General features: G+C 56.8%; 15 protein-coding genes and 1 pseudogene. 7 read left to right on the top strand and 9 right to left on the bottom strand.

Going from position 1 to position 15,264, the window contains the following annotated elements:
• Positions 1 to 53 precede the first annotated feature (53 nt).
• Together gss and FQK12_RS27880 are read right to left on the bottom strand one after the other, a co-directional pair.
• Positions 54 to 1,925, bottom strand: coding sequence for a bifunctional glutathionylspermidine amidase/synthase (gene gss, locus FQK12_RS11465; protein WP_014226857.1), 1,872 nt, complete (start codon positions 1,923 to 1,925; stop codon positions 54 to 56).
• A gap of 76 nt (positions 1,926 to 2,001) precedes the next feature.
• Positions 2,002 to 2,145: a hypothetical protein gene (locus FQK12_RS27880; RefSeq protein ID WP_305955792.1), complete on the bottom strand. Its 144-nt coding sequence runs from the start codon at positions 2,143 to 2,145 to the stop codon at positions 2,002 to 2,004.
• Here FQK12_RS27880 and FQK12_RS11460 point away from each other — a divergent pair.
• Positions 2,133 to 2,693 (top strand): DsbA family protein, encoded by a 561-nt coding sequence (locus FQK12_RS11460; RefSeq protein ID WP_014226858.1) that lies wholly within the window; start codon positions 2,133 to 2,135, stop codon positions 2,691 to 2,693. The genes FQK12_RS27880 and FQK12_RS11460 overlap by 13 nt on opposite strands.
• 72 nt (positions 2,694 to 2,765) lie before the next feature.
• Positions 2,766 to 3,632, top strand: a complete 867-nt coding sequence (gene yghU, locus FQK12_RS11455) for a glutathione-dependent disulfide-bond oxidoreductase (protein ID WP_014226859.1) — start codon at positions 2,766 to 2,768, stop codon at positions 3,630 to 3,632.
• Positions 3,633 to 3,667: 35 nt separating this feature from the next.
• Here yghU and FQK12_RS11450 read toward each other — a convergent pair whose 3' ends face one another.
• From FQK12_RS11450 to exbB, 5 genes are all read right to left on the bottom strand, one after another.
• Positions 3,668 to 3,955, bottom strand: a complete 288-nt coding sequence (locus FQK12_RS11450; protein ID WP_014226860.1) for a DUF2623 family protein — start codon at positions 3,953 to 3,955, stop codon at positions 3,668 to 3,670.
• Between the two features lie 78 nt (positions 3,956 to 4,033).
• Positions 4,034 to 4,921 (bottom strand): YghX family hydrolase, encoded by an 888-nt coding sequence (gene yghX / locus FQK12_RS11445; protein ID WP_014226861.1) that lies wholly within the window; start codon positions 4,919 to 4,921, stop codon positions 4,034 to 4,036.
• A gap of 121 nt (positions 4,922 to 5,042) precedes the next feature.
• Positions 5,043 to 5,537: a TIGR00645 family protein gene (locus FQK12_RS11440; protein ID WP_004105804.1), complete on the bottom strand. Its 495-nt coding sequence runs from the start codon at positions 5,535 to 5,537 to the stop codon at positions 5,043 to 5,045.
• Between the two features lie 142 nt (positions 5,538 to 5,679).
• Positions 5,680 to 6,105 (bottom strand): TonB system transport protein ExbD, encoded by a 426-nt coding sequence (exbD, locus tag FQK12_RS11435; RefSeq protein WP_014226862.1) that lies wholly within the window; start codon positions 6,103 to 6,105, stop codon positions 5,680 to 5,682.
• A 6-nt stretch (positions 6,106 to 6,111) separates the two neighbouring features.
• Positions 6,112 to 6,843, bottom strand: coding sequence for a tol-pal system-associated acyl-CoA thioesterase (exbB, locus tag FQK12_RS11430; protein ID WP_004854209.1), 732 nt, complete (start codon positions 6,841 to 6,843; stop codon positions 6,112 to 6,114).
• Between the two features lie 251 nt (positions 6,844 to 7,094).
• Here exbB and metC point away from each other — a divergent pair, with 251 nt between their 5' ends.
• Positions 7,095 to 8,282 (top strand): cystathionine beta-lyase, encoded by a 1,188-nt coding sequence (gene metC, locus FQK12_RS11425; protein ID WP_004854212.1) that lies wholly within the window; start codon positions 7,095 to 7,097, stop codon positions 8,280 to 8,282.
• Positions 8,283 to 8,414: 132 nt separating this feature from the next.
• A complete protein-coding gene (gene yghB / locus FQK12_RS11420) occupies positions 8,415 to 9,074 on the top strand; it encodes a DedA family general envelope maintenance protein YghB (RefSeq protein ID WP_004125241.1) in 660 nt (219 codons plus the stop codon).
• Between the two features lie 44 nt (positions 9,075 to 9,118).
• Here yghB and FQK12_RS11415 read toward each other — a convergent pair whose 3' ends face one another.
• Positions 9,119 to 10,018: an AraC family transcriptional regulator gene (locus FQK12_RS11415; protein WP_014226863.1), complete on the bottom strand. Its 900-nt coding sequence runs from the start codon at positions 10,016 to 10,018 to the stop codon at positions 9,119 to 9,121.
• A gap of 196 nt (positions 10,019 to 10,214) precedes the next feature.
• Between FQK12_RS11415 and yqhD the strand changes: the two genes are divergently transcribed.
• The 3 genes from yqhD to FQK12_RS11400 all read left to right on the top strand — a co-directional run bounded on the left by yqhD (position 10,215) and on the right by FQK12_RS11400 (position 12,892).
• On the top strand, positions 10,215 to 11,378 hold the full coding sequence (gene yqhD / locus FQK12_RS11410; protein WP_014226864.1) for an alcohol dehydrogenase: 1,164 nt from the start codon (positions 10,215 to 10,217) through the stop codon (positions 11,376 to 11,378).
• A 132-nt stretch (positions 11,379 to 11,510) separates the two neighbouring features.
• A complete protein-coding gene (dkgA, locus tag FQK12_RS11405) occupies positions 11,511 to 12,338 on the top strand; it encodes a 2,5-didehydrogluconate reductase DkgA (RefSeq protein ID WP_014226865.1) in 828 nt (275 codons plus the stop codon).
• 98 nt (positions 12,339 to 12,436) lie between these two features.
• Positions 12,437 to 12,892 carry an HIT family protein gene (locus tag FQK12_RS11400; RefSeq protein WP_014226866.1) on the top strand — a complete coding sequence of 152 codons (456 nt, stop codon included), beginning with the start codon at positions 12,437 to 12,439 and terminating at the stop codon, positions 12,890 to 12,892.
• A 126-nt stretch (positions 12,893 to 13,018) separates the two neighbouring features.
• Here FQK12_RS11400 and FQK12_RS11395 read toward each other — a convergent pair.
• Positions 13,019 to 15,259 (bottom strand): annotated as a pseudogene (locus tag FQK12_RS11395) (YgiQ family radical SAM protein); the annotation flags it as partial.
• Between the last annotated feature and the right edge of the window lie 5 nt (positions 15,260 to 15,264).

Here is a 15,264-nt window from a genome sequence, read left to right as displayed (position 1 = left end):
GACGAGAACCGCAGCCCGGATAAGGCGCTCACCGCCGCAATCCGGGGCCAAACTTAACGGCTATCTGTGTCTTTTAGCACGATTAACGGCTCAATATCGCTCTCTTTTTTAACCACCAGAGAATCATCTCCGCGCAGGCAGGTCCCGCCGTAGTTACCGCCGACGGTGAAGGTGCAAACCTGGATGTATTTGCCATCCACTTTTGGCAGGCACCACAGCTGCTGGTAGATATTTTTGCGGTCGAAAAACTGGCCGCTGGTTTTATCCAGCACTTCGTCCTGCGGGCCTATCAGGTCGATATTGTTGCCGCAGCGGCCCGAGATAGGCTTAACCGCATAGCCGCTTTCCGCCAGCTGCTCGTTGACCACAAAATCCGTATCCAGAAGATAGCGATGATTGGGGAACAGCGACCACAGCACCGGCAAAATCGCCTTGTTGCCGGGGATGACCGTCCACAGCGGCTCGAAGACTAATACTTCCGGGCGCAGCAGAACGTCTATCAGGCGCACTTCATTATTCGGGTGTCCGGTACGTATCGGCACCGCCGCGTACTCATCGGCGCTGACTTCCCGCACCTGCTCAATGGCGGTCTCCCATGCCCAGGTTTTCCAGACGCAGTTGACCAGACGACCGTCGGCATCAATCAGCTGCCCGGCGGCATCCCAGCGCAGCTCATCCAGGCCAAACAGAATTTTGCTCTCGAAGCCGGCCTGGGTCAGCGAACGCTGGATAAACTGCGCGTGGTAGTTCTCCTCCAGATCCTTATCCTGCATGATGTGCACGAAAGGACGCGCCCGGCTGTGCTTCCACGCTCCGGCCAGCTCATCCAGCAGATTTTCCGCCGGGTTGTGACCGGTGCCGTAGTAGCCCTGCTTCAGCCACTGCTCGAGGATCAGCCCGCCTTCGGTATGGCAGGACGCGGAATCGGCGTTGTACTCATACACCTTGAGCCCGCGCTCATCCATACAGAAATCCATGCGGCCGGTAATCATATGATGGCGACGGCGCTGCCACGAGAGGCGCAGACGCGGCCAGAGAATTTTCGGAATATCGAACAGCGCCAGCAGGCTGTCATCCTTCATCACCTTGTCGGTAGCGTGCAGGTACATCAGATGCAGCTCATTGGTGGCTTTGATAAGCTCCTGCTCGGCGCTTTCGGTGATGGTGAAATACTGGTAAGGGTCTTTATTGATGACGTGGCCGTTGGCTTCCACGTAGGCTTTTTGCAGTGAATCTTTCTCGTTGAGCCAGTTGCCGCGGTATTGGCCTTTATTCGGCAGACGCGCGCCTTTGATGGCCATCGCCTCACCCGGCAGCACCGGCTGCGGCAGGCTGTGCTCGATATCGGCGGTTTGGATCATCCAGCCGAGGATTTCGGTATCGGCAAAGGTGTCTTTAATCGTGTAGAGGCCGTTTTTCACTTCCAGCGTCAGCTCGCGGGTCCACTGCTGGCCCTGCGGCAGCGGCGAGTGAATGACGTTCTGTTCGGCGATCCTGACCTTATTCCCTATCAGTTGCGTAATCACCGCCACGTGGCCCGTGTGCTTAAACTCGCCGCCTTTCTGCCAGATCAGCAGTGAGCCGGCGAGAGGCGGACGGCGGGAGCCGTTGGCGAACGCCTGCAGCGGCAGAATATTGTCGTTGACCACCTCGCGGAGAAAACGCAGGGAGAAGATTTCGTAGGCCATGCCGACGTCGGTGAAAACAAAACCGTAGGTGAGGAACAGAAAGCGGCGCGCGAACTCCACGCACTGCCATTTGTGCCCCATATACTCATTACCGATATAGCTGCGGAACGTGGCGTCATCCGGATAATCTTGCGGATTTAAGCTACTGTAATTAGAAGAATAAATCGCCACGCCGCCCGGTGCGTAGCCTAATAGTGTACCAAACGGGGCGTCACTGCTTGTGGAACCTTTGCTCATTTAGCCTGACCTCAAATTAATGCAGCCCGGGCAGTTGGCGAAACAAAACTCCCTCTTCTTATCCTGCCGCAGGCACTTACCAGACAGAGGTGGAATGATGATACCACTCATTCGATTCGCTAATCGTGCCCTTAAGGAAAATAAGCCTGCGCCCCCGGGCAAAAGTGATATCGTTATTTGAGATAAAAAAACAATCAGGAGTCGACAATGAGCACACCATCGCATCTGACCGCCCAACCGCTGGTCTGGGGGCATGGCCCCCGCACCTTTGAGGTGTTCCTCGAACCCACCTGTCCTTTCTCCGTGCGGGCATTTAATAAGCTTGATGACCTGCTGGATGAAGTTGGCGCGGATAACGTGACGATCAAAATTCGTCTGCAGTCTCAACCGTGGCATCTGTTTTCCGGCGTCATCGTCCGCTGCGTTCTCGCCGCGTCCACCCTGCCGCACGGCCGCGAGCAGGCGCATAAGGTGCTTAAAGCCGTCGCCGACCACCGTGAAGAGTTTGAGTTTACCGACCACTGCAGCGGGCCGAACATGAACGCCACGCCGCAGCAGATTATCGAGCGTATCGAACGCTATAGCCACGTCTCGCTGGCCGCGGCGTTTGCCCGCCCGGAGCTGCAAAACGAGATCAAATGGCATAGCAAGTACGCGCGCCAGAACGGCATCCACGTGTCGCCGACCTTTATGGTTAACGGCCTGGTGCAGGCGGATCTCGGCAGCGGCGACGACGTCAGCGTATGGGCCGCGCGGATTCTGGCTTAGTACGACTCTCCCGCGCCGGCGCGGTAGCGCCAGCGACACGACATCAACACCTCACTAAAAAGGCAGATCAGCATGTCAGAGAATAACTACCAGCCACCTAAAGTGTGGGAATGGAAGCAAAACAACGGCGGCGCATTCGCCAATATCAACCGTCCCGTCTCCGGCGCAACGCACGATCGGGAGCTGCCGGTGGGCGCGCATCCGCTTCAGCTCTATTCGCTGGGGACGCCCAACGGCCAGAAAGTGACCATTATGCTGGAAGAGCTGCTGGCGTTAGGCGTCAGCGGCGCGGAGTACGACGCCTGGCTGATTCGCATCGGCGAAGGCGATCAGTTCTCCAGCGGCTTTGTCGAGGTTAATCCGAACTCAAAAATCCCCGCGCTCCGCGACCACTCCACCACTCCGCCGACCCGCGTTTTTGAATCCGGCAGCATCCTGCTCTATCTGGCGGAAAAGTTCGGCTTCTTCCTGCCCAAAGATCCGGCAGGCCGCGCCGAAACCCTCAACTGGCTGTTCTGGCTGCAGGGCTCGGCCCCGTTCCTCGGCGGCGGCTTTGGCCACTTCTTCAGCTATGCGCCGGTGAAAATCGAATACGCGATCGACCGCTTTACGATGGAAGCCAAGCGCCAGCTGGACGTGCTGGACAAGCAGCTTGCCCGCGGCCGTTTTGTGGCAGGAGAGGAGTACACCATCGCCGACATGGCCATCTGGCCGTGGTACGGCAACGTGGTGCTGGGGAATGTTTACAACGCCGCCGAGTTCCTGGATGCCGGTAGCTATAAAAACGTGCTGCGCTGGGCGCAGGATGTGGGTAAGCGCCCCGCCGTTCAGCGCGGGCGGATGGTTAACCGCACCTCAGGCCCGCTCAACGAGCAGCTTCACGAGCGCCATGACGCCAGCGACTTCGACACGCAAACCGAAGATAAACGCCAGGCGTAGCGCCCATGCCCGCCGGAGGCTTCCGCCTCCGGTTTTTAGCTTTCCAGCCGATAGCCCGCCATAAAGTAGCGCTGCGCGGTCGAGGAACAGCCCTCTTTGAAGAAGTCCATCACCATATCTCTTTCCAGACCATAGCGACGGGTAAGGATCCCCGCTTCCCAGGCGCTGAGCTGGCGGTCGCCGGTTTTTTCAAACATACGGTGCGAGTAGCCGAGCACAAAACCGCGTTTATAGTCGGCGCAAAAATTCGCCGCATGGGCGGCGGTGTCAGCATGGGATGCCTGTAGCCCCGCCATTAAGCCTTTTCCAAAATGATTTTCCATCGCGCCCTCCCAATCGTTATATATAAAATTATATAGCGATTTTTTGAGCGAGCGGTAGCGCTATTTATGGCGTTTGCGCTAGCGCATATACTTCTCAAACCACGCCAGCGTGCGTTGCCAGGCCAGGTCAGCCGCGGCCCGGTCGTAGCGCGGCGTGGAGTCATTATGAAAGCCGTGGTTAACGCCCTGATAAATATAGGCCTCGTAGACTTTATTATGCGCCTTCAGCGCGTTTTCATAGGCGGGCCAGCCTTCATTAATGCCGCTATCGAGTCCGGCATAATGCAGCAGCAGCGGCGCTTTAATTTTATCGACCTCATTCAGCGGCGGCTGGCGGCCGTAAAACGGCACCGCGCAGGCCAGCTCAGGGATCGCCACCGCCGCCGCGTTGCTGACGCCGCCGCCGTAGCAGAACCCGGTGATACCGACCTTCCCCGTCGCCTGCGGATGCTTCGCCATAAACGCGACCGCCGCAAAGAAATCATTCATCAGCTTCACGGGATCGACTTTCTGCTGTAGCGCGCGGCCTTCATCATCATTACCGGGATAGCCGCCGACGGAGCTCAGGCCATCCGGCGCAAGCGCGATATAGCCCGCTTTCGCCACCCGCCGGGCAACGGCTTCAATATAGGGATTCAGGCCGCGATTCTCATGAACCACCACCACGGCGGGCGCTTTGTCGGCTATTTTCACCGGCGTCACCTGATAAGCCCGCACTTCGCCGTGGCCGTCAGGAGAAGGGTAATGAATATACTCCGGACGGATATCCGGGTCGGTAAACGCCACCTGCTCCGCCAGAGCATAGTCGGGCTTCAGCAGGTTAAACAGCGCCAGCGCGGTCATCCCGCCGACGGTATACTTCCCCGCCAGCTGGAGAAACTCGCGTTTGCTGATTTTGCCGTGGGCATAGTAGTCATAGTATTCGAGCAGCTGCTGCGGAAAATCTTTGGCCGTTAGTCGCGTCATCACCCTGCCTCCGTTATTAAGCGCCCTTTAAGCAAAGCAGAAGCCCGGACATACGCCAGCGGAGAAAAGCAGAAACGGGGAGTAAAAAGCCCAGCGGCCAACACCGCCGGGAGAGGAGGGATCAGTGTTTCACTTTGGTCAGACGATCGAGGTAGCCCATCACAAAGGCCGACAGCACAAAGGTCAGGTGGATGATGACGTACCACATCAGCTTATTGTCCGGGACGTTTTTCGCATCCATAAACACCCGCAGCAGATGAATGGAAGAGATCGCCACGATGGAGGCGGCAACCTTATTTTTCAGCGAAGTGGCGTCCATTTTGCCCAGCCAGCTGAGCTTCTCCTTGCCCTCGTTGATATCCAGCTGGGAAACAAAATTTTCATAGCCGGAGAACATCACCATCACCAGCAGACCGCCCACCAGGGTCATATCCACCAGCGACAGCAGGGTCAGAATCATATCCGACTCACTGACGCTGAAAATATGCGGCAGTATGTGGAAGATCTCCTGAAAAAATTTGATCGTCAGCGCAATCAAACCGAGCGAAAGGCCAAAATAAACCGGCGCCAGCAGCCAGCGCGAGGCGTACATAGCATTTTCCAGAAAGCGTTCCATAAGATCCTGTCAGTTAACATAAACGGCCGCCATTATACCGCAACAGGGCAACGTTATAGCAACAGGCGTCCAACAAGAGAGCGATTCGAGGCGATAAAAAAGGCTGGCGCAAGGCCAGCCTGAGAAGATGGGTGGAGAGAGGTTACTTCGCTTTGACGGTTTCTTCGCCCACCAGGCCAATCTTCAGATAGCCCGCCTGGTGCAGGGTATCCATGACCTTCATCATCGTCTCGTAGTCCACGGTTTTATCCGCGCGGAAGAAGACGGTGGTGTCTTTCTTGCCTTCGGTCAGCGCATCCAGCGAGGCGATCATGCTCTCGTCGGTAATGGGGTCATTGCCGAGGAACATGGTTTTATCCGCCTTCACCGACAGATAGATCGGCTTTTCCGGACGCGGCTGCGGCTGGCTGGAGGAAGCAGGCAGATTCACCTTCACGTCGACGGTAGCCAGCGGCGCCGCCACCATAAAGATGATTAACAGCACCAGCATGACGTCGATAAACGGCGTCACGTTGATGTCGTGCATTTCGCCGTTATCATCGAGGTTTTCGTTAAAATGCATTGCCATAAAGCATTAACCTACGCGTAGTTTCTGGGCGGTACGTACCGGCTTAACGCCGCTGGCGCTCAGGTCCAGGTCGCGGCTTTGCAGCAGCAGAACCTGGGCGGCGACATCGCCAAGGGACGCTTTGTAGCTGGCGATCATGCGGGCAAAAATGTTGTAGATGACCACCGCCGGAATCGCAGCGAACAGGCCAATTGCCGTGGCCAGCAGCGCTTCCGCGATACCCGGTGCAACCACCGCCAGGTTAGTAGTCTGGGTCTGGGCAATCCCGATAAAGCTGTTCATGATGCCCCAGACGGTACCAAACAGACCAACGAACGGAGAAATCGCGCCGATGGTCGCCAGATAACCGTTGCCGCGCCCCATGTAACGACCCACCGCCGCCACGCGACGCTCCAGTCGGAAACCGGTACGTTCTTTAATGCCTTCGTTATCTTCAGAACCTGCGGAAAGCTCCAGCTCGTTCTGCGCTTCGTTAATCAACCGCGAGGTCAGGCTTTTCGCATCGAAACCGTTAGCGATATCGCTGGCCTGGTCGAGAGAGCGTGCTTCAGCAACCAGCAGCTGTTCGCGCTTGAGGCGACGCTTGCTGGCCAGGATCTCTGCGCCTTTGCCGAAAAAGATAGCCCATGTGACTACCGACGCCAGAATCAGGCCGATCATCACTACCTTAACGACAATATCGGCATGATGATACATACCCCAAACGGAGAGATCCGCCTGCATCAAATTATTACCCACACTGTATCTCCAGGACGTAAATCACAAAATCTGCGCACAATAATATCAAAACGACATCGAATTGATAGTGGTTCTCATTAGTATTTACACTGTGCAGCAAATCACGTTTATTTTCCTTGCGCTTACGCAGTAAAAAAGTTGCTGACCGCGCCGTTGATAAAATTTTTACCTGTATCCGCCGCGACCCGGTACATCAACGGGTATTCATGTTAGTTTAGACGTCCAGACGTATAAAAACAGGTTATCTGAACATGGCTGATAAACATCTTGATACTGCGCTGGTTCACGCCGGGCGCAGCAAAAAATACACCCTGGGCTCGGTAAACAGCGTCATTCAGCGCGCCTCATCGCTGGTTTTCGACACCGTCGAAGCGAAAAAGCACGCGACGCGCAACCGCGCCAAAGGCGAGCTGTTCTACGGGCGTCGCGGGACGCTAACCCATTTCTCCCTGCAGGAAGCGATGTGCGAGCTGGAAGGCGGCGCCGGCTGCGCCCTCTTCCCCTGCGGCGCGGCGGCGGTCGCGAATACCATTCTGGCGTTCGTCGAGCAGGGCGACCATATTCTGGTGACCAACACCGCCTATGAGCCTACCCAGGATTTCTGTACGAAAATTCTCGCCAAACTCGGCGTTACCACCGGCTGGTTCGACCCGCTCATCGGCGGCGATATCGCCCGTCTGGTGCAGCCGAACACCCGCGTGGTGTTCCTCGAATCCCCCGGCTCCATCACCATGGAAGTCCATGATGTTCCGGCGATCGTCGCGGCGGTACGTCGCGTCGCTCCCGAAGCCATCATTATGATCGACAACACCTGGGCGGCGGGCGTGCTGTTTAAAGCGCTGGAGTTTGGTATCGATATCTCCATTCAGGCCGGCACCAAATATCTGATCGGCCATTCCGACGCGATGGTGGGTACCGCCGTGTCCAATGAGCGCTGCTGGGCGCAGCTGCGCGAAAACGCCTATCTGATGGGGCAAATGGTGGATGCCGATACCGCCTATATGACCAGCCGCGGCCTGCGCACCTTAGCGGTACGCCTGCGTCAGCACCATGAAAGCAGCCTGCAGATTGCCGAATGGCTGGCGCAGCATCCGCAGGTGGCGCGCGTGAATCATCCCGCCCTGCCCGGCAGCAAAGGCCATGAGTACTGGAAGCGCGACTTCACCGGCAGCAGCGGTCTGTTCTCTTTCGTGCTCAATAAACGCCTGACCGACGCCGAACTGTCCGCTTATCTGGACCACTTCAGCTTGTTCAGCATGGCCTACTCCTGGGGCGGCTTTGAATCGCTGATTTTAGCCAACCAGCCGGAACACATTGCCGCAATCCGTCCTGATGCTGAAGTTGATTTCAGCGGCACGCTGATCCGCCTTCATATCGGGTTAGAAAATGTTACCGATCTGCTGGATGATTTAGCGGCGGGCTTCGCGCGTATCGTGTAAAGTGACAGTCAGTGGCAACAATAGCGGACGTTTTTTAGAAAAACGGCCGCTTTAGTTGCGCCCGGGATCAAGGTGCCCGAGCCTCTTCAGGAGTACACTAGACAAAAAACACGGTACCACTTAGGAAAGTCCATGGTTGTCATTCAAGAAATTGTCGCCGCGCTGTGGCAGCATGATTTTGCCGCGTTGGCAAACCCCCACGTTGTGGGCGTTGTATATCTGGTCATGTTCGCAACCCTGTTTCTGGAAAACGGTCTGCTGCCCGCCTCATTTTTACCGGGCGATAGCCTGCTGCTGCTCGCCGGGGCGCTCATCGCCAAAGGCGTAATGGACTTTGTACCTACGGTCGCCATTTTAACCGCCGCTGCCAGCCTCGGCTGCTGGCTGAGCTATATCCAGGGGCGCTGGCTGGGTAACACCGTTACGGTTAAGCGCTGGCTTGGGCATCTGCCGCATAAGTACCATCAGCGGGCAACCTGCATGTTTGACAAACACGGCCTGCTGGCGCTGCTGGCCGGGCGTTTCCTGGCGTTTGTTCGCACCCTGCTGCCCACCATGGCGGGCATTTCCGGGCTGCCAAACCGCCGCTTCCAGTTCTTCAACTGGCTGAGCGCGCTGCTGTGGGTTGGCGTAGTCACCGGTCTGGGCTATGCGCTGAGCATGATTCCCTTCGTTAAGCGCCATGAAGATCAGGTTATGACCTGCCTGATGATTCTACCTATCGCGCTGCTGATCGCCGGGCTGCTCGGTACGGTTATCGTGGTGATTAAAAAGAAATACTGTAACGCCTGATCGTTTACCGGGGCGGCGCGGATTCGCCGCCCTTACATCGTTCGTCACATCCCCTGAATCGTTCTGATACGCGCCGCATCCTCCCCCGGCGTCATGCCGAAATAACGCTTAAACTCGCGGCTGAACTGCGACGCGCTTTCATACCCCACCCGCATCGCCGCCGCGCTGGCCTTCATACCATCGTGGATCATCAGCATGCGCGCTTTATGCAGGCGATAGGTTTTCAGGTACTGCAGCGGGGAGGTGCTGGTGACTGATTTAAAGTTATGGTGGAACGCCGAGACGCTCATATTCGCTTCTGCCGCCAGCTGATCGACGCTGAGGTTCTCTGTGTACTGGCTTTCAATACGCTTCAATACGCGGCTAATCAGGCTGAAGTGGGTCTGACGACTGACCAGCGCCAGCAGCGCACCCCCGCACGGCCCGGTCAGCACGTGATAGAGAATTTCGCGGATAATCTGTTTGCCAAGAATGCGCGCGTCCAGCGGGCGCTCCATGACATCCAGCAGGCGCTCCGCCGCGCACAATATCTCTTCGGACAGTACCGCAGAGTTGATTCCGCTCGACGCCATGGACGGCTGAAACTGCTCATCTTCCCCGATATCCATCAGCAGTTCTTGCAACTGAAGAATATCGACGTTCAGCCGAATCCCCGCCAGCGGGACTTCCGGAGTGGCGAAGGTTTCGCATTCAAACGGCAGCGGTACCGTCAGCAGCAGATACTCATTGGTGTCATAGCGAAAGGTGCGCTCGTTAATGTAGCCAATTTTATGCCCGGAAAAGAGAAAAACGATCCCCGGCTGATACATAACCGGCGTGCGCGTCCCCGGCTGGGTACCGTACAGCAGGCGAATATCCGGCAGCAGAGCATTAAGCATTTCTTCTTTATCTTTCAGCTGATTAACCTTATGCGTTAATAGCTGGCATATCTCAGCGCGGTTCATTTATCGTGCTTCTCCGAACGTTTTTATACCTTCGCATTGTGCGCACTTCCGGCGAATTTCTCCAGCCCCAAGGAGAAATGGGCAAGACAACGGCAGGAATGTGCATTGAGGGGAACGGCCCGCGGGAACACAATGTCCGTCATCTGGCAGAGGTATTGTCTCTGTTGGCGGTTTTATCTATTTGAGGGCACCAGCCATGAATAATTTCGACCTACATACCCCAACCCGCATTCTGTTCGGTAAAGGCGCGATTGAAAATCTGCGCGATCAAATCCCGGCGGATGCACGCGTGCTTGTCACCTACGGCGGCGGTAGCGTGAAGAAAACCGGCGTGCTTGATCAGGTTCTGAGCGCGCTGAACGACATTGACGTTCGGGAATTTGGCGGCATCGAGCCAAACCCGTCCTACGAAACGCTGATGAACGCGGTGAAAATCGCGCGTGATGAAAAGATCACTTTCCTGTTGGCGGTGGGCGGCGGCTCCGTTCTCGACGGCACCAAATTCATCGCCGCGGCGGCCCACTACGATGCCAGTATCGATCCGTGGGAAATTCTCGAAACCTACGGCAGCAAAGTGGCCAGCGCTATCCCGATGGGCTCCGTGCTGACGCTGCCGGCGACCGGTTCCGAATCCAATAAAGGCGCGGTGATCTCGCGTAAAACCACCGGCGACAAACGCGCGTTTATGTCCACCCACGTCCAGCCGGTGTTCGCTATTCTGGATCCGGTTTACACCTACACCCTGCCGCCGCGCCAGGTGGCTAACGGCGTCGTTGACGCATTCGTCCATACCGTTGAGCAGTACGTCACCTATCCGGTCGACGGCAAAATCCAGGACCGCTTTGCCGAAGGTATTCTGCTGACCCTGGTGGAAGACGGCCCGAAAGCGCTGAAAGAGCCGGAAAACTACGACGTTCGCGCCAATATTATGTGGGCGGCCACCCAGGCGCTGAACGGCCTGATTGGCGCAGGCGTGCCGCAGGACTGGGCGACCCATATGCTCGGCCACGAGCTGACCGCCATGCACGGTCTCGATCACGCCCAGACGCTGGCTATCGTTCTGCCGGCCCTGTGGAATGAAAAACGCGATGCTAAACGCGCCAAGCTGCTGCAGTACGGCGCCCGCGTCTGGAACATCACCGAAGGTTCCGAGGAAGAGCGCATTGACGCCGCCATCGCCGCAACGCGTGATTTCTTCGAACAGATGGGCGTCCCGACGCGCCTTTCCGCCTACGGTCTGGATGGCAGCTCCATCCCGGCGCTGCTGGCGAAACTGGAAGAGCACGGCATGACCCAGCTCGGTGAAAATCAGGATATTACGCTGGACGTCAGCCGCCGTATTTACGAGGCTGCGCGCTAATCAACGCCCTCTCCGACGCGTAAACTCGCGCAAAGGAGAGGAGTTTAACTACCGTTTTTAGCTATTTCGTCCAGACTTAATGCTACCCCTCGGCGGAATTTATTCCGCTGAGTTCATTAACAGGAGGAAGGCATGACACATCCAACCGTTATAAAACTACACGACGGCAACCTGATGCCGCAGCTGGGGCTCGGCGTGTGGAAAGCAGGCAACGAGGAAGTCGTCTCCGCCATTCATAAGGCGCTGGAAGTCGGTTATCGCTCGTTTGACACCGCCGCCGTGTACCAGAATGAAACCGGCGTCGGCAATGCGTTAAGCAGCGCAGGCGTCGCCCGCGATGAGCTGTTCGTCACCACGAAACTGTGGAATGACGATCAAAAGCAGCCCAAAGAAGCGCTGCAGGAAAGCCTTAAAAAACTGAAGCTCGACTACGTCGACTTATACCTCATTCACTGGCCGGTTCCGGCAACTAACCATTACGTCGACGCCTGGAAAAGCTTAATTGAGCTGCAGCGGCAGGGGCTGGTAAAAAGCATCGGCGTCTGTAATTTCCAGGTTCATCATCTGCAAAAAATCATCGATGAAACCGGCGTCGCTCCGGTGATAAACCAGATTGAACTTCACCCGCTGATGCAGCAGCGCCAGCTTCACGCCTGGAATGCGACGCATAAGATCCAGACCGAGTCCTGGAGCCCGCTTGCGCAGGGCGGCGAAGGGGTATTCGATCAGAAAATTATTCGTCAACTGGCGGATAAATACGGTAAAACCCCGGCGCAGATCGTTATCCGCTGGCATCTCGACAGCGGCCTGGTGGTGATCCCGAAATCGGTGACGCCATCGCGCATTGCCGAGAATTTTAACGTCTGGGACTTCCGTCTTGATAAAGATGAATTGAGTGAAATCACTAAACTGGACCAGAACAAACGCCTGGGGCCAGACCCGGATCAGTTCGGCGGTTAACCTTTCCCGCTCCGTCGGCTTCCGGCGGAGCATCGCTTTGCTATCTGGCTAAAACCACGTACATTCAGAGTTTATTGCAATCAAATGGATGCGTGCTGATGAGCTGTATTTTCTGCCAAATTGTTGAGGGGAAAGCCCCCTGCCATAAGGTGTGGGAAGATGAACACCACCTCGCCTTTCTCTCTATTTTCCCTAATACCGACGGTTTTACGGTCGTGATCCCGAAGAAGCACTACCCCAGCTATGCGTTTGATATGCCGCCGCAGGCATTGGCCGATCTGGTGCTGGCGACGCAGAAGGTGGCGAAGCTTTTGGATAAAGCCTTTGATGACGTGGGCCGTACGGGGATGTTTTTTGAAGGCTATGGCGTTGATCATGTCCACAGCAAACTCAGCCCGATGCACGGCACCGGGGATATGACCCAATGGCGGCCTATCGAGTCGCGTCAGTCTAAGTTTTTTGCGCAATATGAAGGCTATCTCTCCTCCCACGATCATGAGCGGGCGGATGATGAAAAGCTGGCGGCGCTGGCGGCCAGAATCAGAGAGGCATAGCCATAGAATTTGCTTTGCCGTTTGGCAAGCGGCTGCCCGGGCCCGAAATTATCAGGCCCGGTCAGCGAAGCGCCAGCGGGCAATGCAGTCAAATTAACGACCGGCGACCTTACCGCGTTTTACGGGCTTCTTCGCCGTTTCCCCGCCGTTCGAGCGCTGGTGCACAATCGGCGTATGCTTGGTCAGCGCCGGACGGGTATGGCGGTTCTGGCGACGCGCTTCGCGCATTTCGTCGATCGTCGGCGCCGGTACCAGGCAATCGCGACGGCTGCCGATCAGGTGCTTTTTACCCATGGTTTCCAGCGCCTGGCGGATCAGCGGCCAGTTGGCCGGATCGTGATAGCGCAGCAGCGCCTTGTGCAGGCGGCGCTGTTTGTCACCCTTCGGCACCACCACATCCTCACTCTTATAGCCAATCTTACCCAGCGGGTTCTTGCCGGTGTAATACATGGTGGTCGAGTTCGCCAGCGGCGACGGATAGAAGTTTTGCACCTGATCCAGGCGGAAACGATGCTGTTTAAGCCACAGCGCCAGATTCACCATATCTTCATCCCGCGTGCCGGGGTGGGCGGAAATAAAGTATGGGATCAGATACTGCTCTTTACCGGCCTGCTTCGAATAGGTATCAAACAGCTGCTTAAAGCGATCGTAGCTGCCCATACCCGGCTTCATCATTTTCGACAGCGGTCCCTCTTCCGTATGCTCCGGGGCAATCTTCAGATAGCCGCCAACGTGGTGGGTAGCCAGCTCTTTGATATAGCGCGGGTCTTCAACGGCGATGTCGTAACGTACGCCGGAAGCGATGAGGATCTTTTTGATGCCTTTCAGGTCACGGGCGCGGCGATAGAGATTAATCGTCGGCTCGTGGTTGGTGTCCATATGCGGGCAGATATCCGGATAAACGCATGACAGGCGGCGGCAGGTCTGCTCGGCGCGCGGCGACTTGCAGCGCAGCATATACATGTTGGCCGTCGGGCCGCCAAGATCGGAAATAATGCCGGTAAAGCCGGGAACCGTGTCGCGAATCGCTTCGATTTCATTGATGATCGAATCTTCGGAACGGCTCTGAATAATACGCCCCTCATGCTCGGTAATTGAGCAGAAGGAACAGCCGCCAAAACAGCCGCGCATAATGTTAATCGAGAAGCGGATCATCTCGTAGGCCGGAATGCGGGCATCGCCGTATGAGGGATGCGGAACGCGCTTATACGGCAGGGCAAACACGCTATCCATCTCTTCGGTGGAGAGCGGGATGGCGGGCGGGTTAACCCAGATATAGCGCTCGCCGTGCTTCTGCATCAGCGCGCGGGCGCAGCCGGGGTTGGTTTCATGGTGCAGAATACGCGACGCGTGCGCGTAGAGAACCTTGTCGCCTTTCACCTTCTCAAAGGAAGGCAGCAGGACGTAGGTCTTCTCCCACGGCTTCGGACGCGGGGGCTGCACGGTAACGCGCTTCGCTTCCTGTTTTGGCGGTGCGACGGTTTTGTTATCCGCGCACGGCAAATCTTCACCGTACGGATGCGGAATCGGGTCGATTTTCCCCGGCGTATCCAGACGCGTGGAATCCACTCCGCTCCAGCCCGGCAGCGCCTCTTTCACCATGATGGCGGTGTTGCGTACGTCACGAATTTGCCCGATGGGCTCGCCGGCGGCCAGACGGTGCGCCACTTCCACCAGAGGACGCTCGCCGTTGCCGAACATCAGCATATCGGCTTTGGAGTCCACCAGAACCGAGCGACGCACGGTATCAGACCAGTAGTCGTAGTGCGCGGTACGGCGCAGGCTGGCTTCGATACCGCCGAGGATCACCGGGACATCTTTCCACGCCTCTTTACAGCGCTGGGTATAGACCAGCGTGGCGCGATCCGGGCGTTTACCGGCAACGTTACCCGCCGTATAGGCATCGTCATGACGCAGCTTGCGGTCGGCGGTGTAGCGGTTGATCATCGAATCCATGTTGCCGGCGGTGACGCCGAAGAACAGATTCGGTTTACCCAGGCGCATAAAATCGTTTTTATTATTCCAGTCCGGCTGGGAAATAATCCCCACGCGAAATCCCTGCGCTTCCAGCATGCGTCCGCAAATCGCCATGCCGAAGCTCGGGTGATCGACATAGGCATCGCCGGTAACCAGAATGATGTCGCAGCTATCCCAGCCAAGTTGATCCATCTCTTCTCGCGACATCGGCAAGAACGGCGCGGGGCCAAAGCAGGCGGCCCAGTACTGCGGCCAGGAGAAAAGGTCACGATCCGGTTGGATCAGGGATATTGCGCTCATATTGCTTCCGGGGAAATGATAAAAAAATAATCAAAAAGGGCGGCGATTATAAGCCGGAACGATGGAAGAAATGAAGGAGGTTTTTCCGATCCCGG

This window comes from Klebsiella sp. ME-303 (assembly GCF_007910085.1).
Taxonomy (GTDB): domain Bacteria; phylum Pseudomonadota; class Gammaproteobacteria; order Enterobacterales; family Enterobacteriaceae; genus Klebsiella; species Klebsiella michiganensis.
Note: the sequence above shows the minus strand (reverse complement) of the source record. Positions and strands in the feature narration are given on the sequence as shown.

Excerpts from the sequence above, each read along its gene's own strand:
- dkgA (WP_014226865.1), top strand. The coding sequence starts at position 11,511 with ATGACACATCCAACCGTTATAAAACTACACGACGGCAACCTGATGCCG.
- FQK12_RS11400 (WP_014226866.1), top strand. The coding sequence starts at position 12,437 with ATGAGCTGTATTTTCTGCCAAATTGTTGAGGGGAAAGCCCCCTGCCAT.
- yghX (WP_014226861.1), bottom strand. The coding sequence starts at position 4,921 with ATGACGCGACTAACGGCCAAAGATTTTCCGCAGCAGCTGCTCGAATAC.
- yqhD (WP_014226864.1), top strand. The coding sequence starts at position 10,215 with ATGAATAATTTCGACCTACATACCCCAACCCGCATTCTGTTCGGTAAA.
- FQK12_RS27880 (WP_305955792.1), bottom strand. The coding sequence starts at position 2,145 with ATGGTGTGCTCATTGTCGACTCCTGATTGTTTTTTTATCTCAAATAAC.
- gss (WP_014226857.1), bottom strand. The coding sequence starts at position 1,925 with ATGAGCAAAGGTTCCACAAGCAGTGACGCCCCGTTTGGTACACTATTA.
- FQK12_RS11415 (WP_014226863.1), bottom strand. The coding sequence starts at position 10,018 with ATGAACCGCGCTGAGATATGCCAGCTATTAACGCATAAGGTTAATCAG.
- FQK12_RS11460 (WP_014226858.1), top strand. The coding sequence starts at position 2,133 with ATGAGCACACCATCGCATCTGACCGCCCAACCGCTGGTCTGGGGGCAT.
- metC (WP_004854212.1), top strand. The coding sequence starts at position 7,095 with ATGGCTGATAAACATCTTGATACTGCGCTGGTTCACGCCGGGCGCAGC.
- FQK12_RS11440 (WP_004105804.1), bottom strand. The coding sequence starts at position 5,537 with ATGGAACGCTTTCTGGAAAATGCTATGTACGCCTCGCGCTGGCTGCTG.
- FQK12_RS11450 (WP_014226860.1), bottom strand. The coding sequence starts at position 3,955 with ATGGAAAATCATTTTGGAAAAGGCTTAATGGCGGGGCTACAGGCATCC.
- yghU (WP_014226859.1), top strand. The coding sequence starts at position 2,766 with ATGTCAGAGAATAACTACCAGCCACCTAAAGTGTGGGAATGGAAGCAA.
- yghB (WP_004125241.1), top strand. The coding sequence starts at position 8,415 with ATGGTTGTCATTCAAGAAATTGTCGCCGCGCTGTGGCAGCATGATTTT.
- exbD (WP_014226862.1), bottom strand. The coding sequence starts at position 6,105 with ATGGCAATGCATTTTAACGAAAACCTCGATGATAACGGCGAAATGCAC.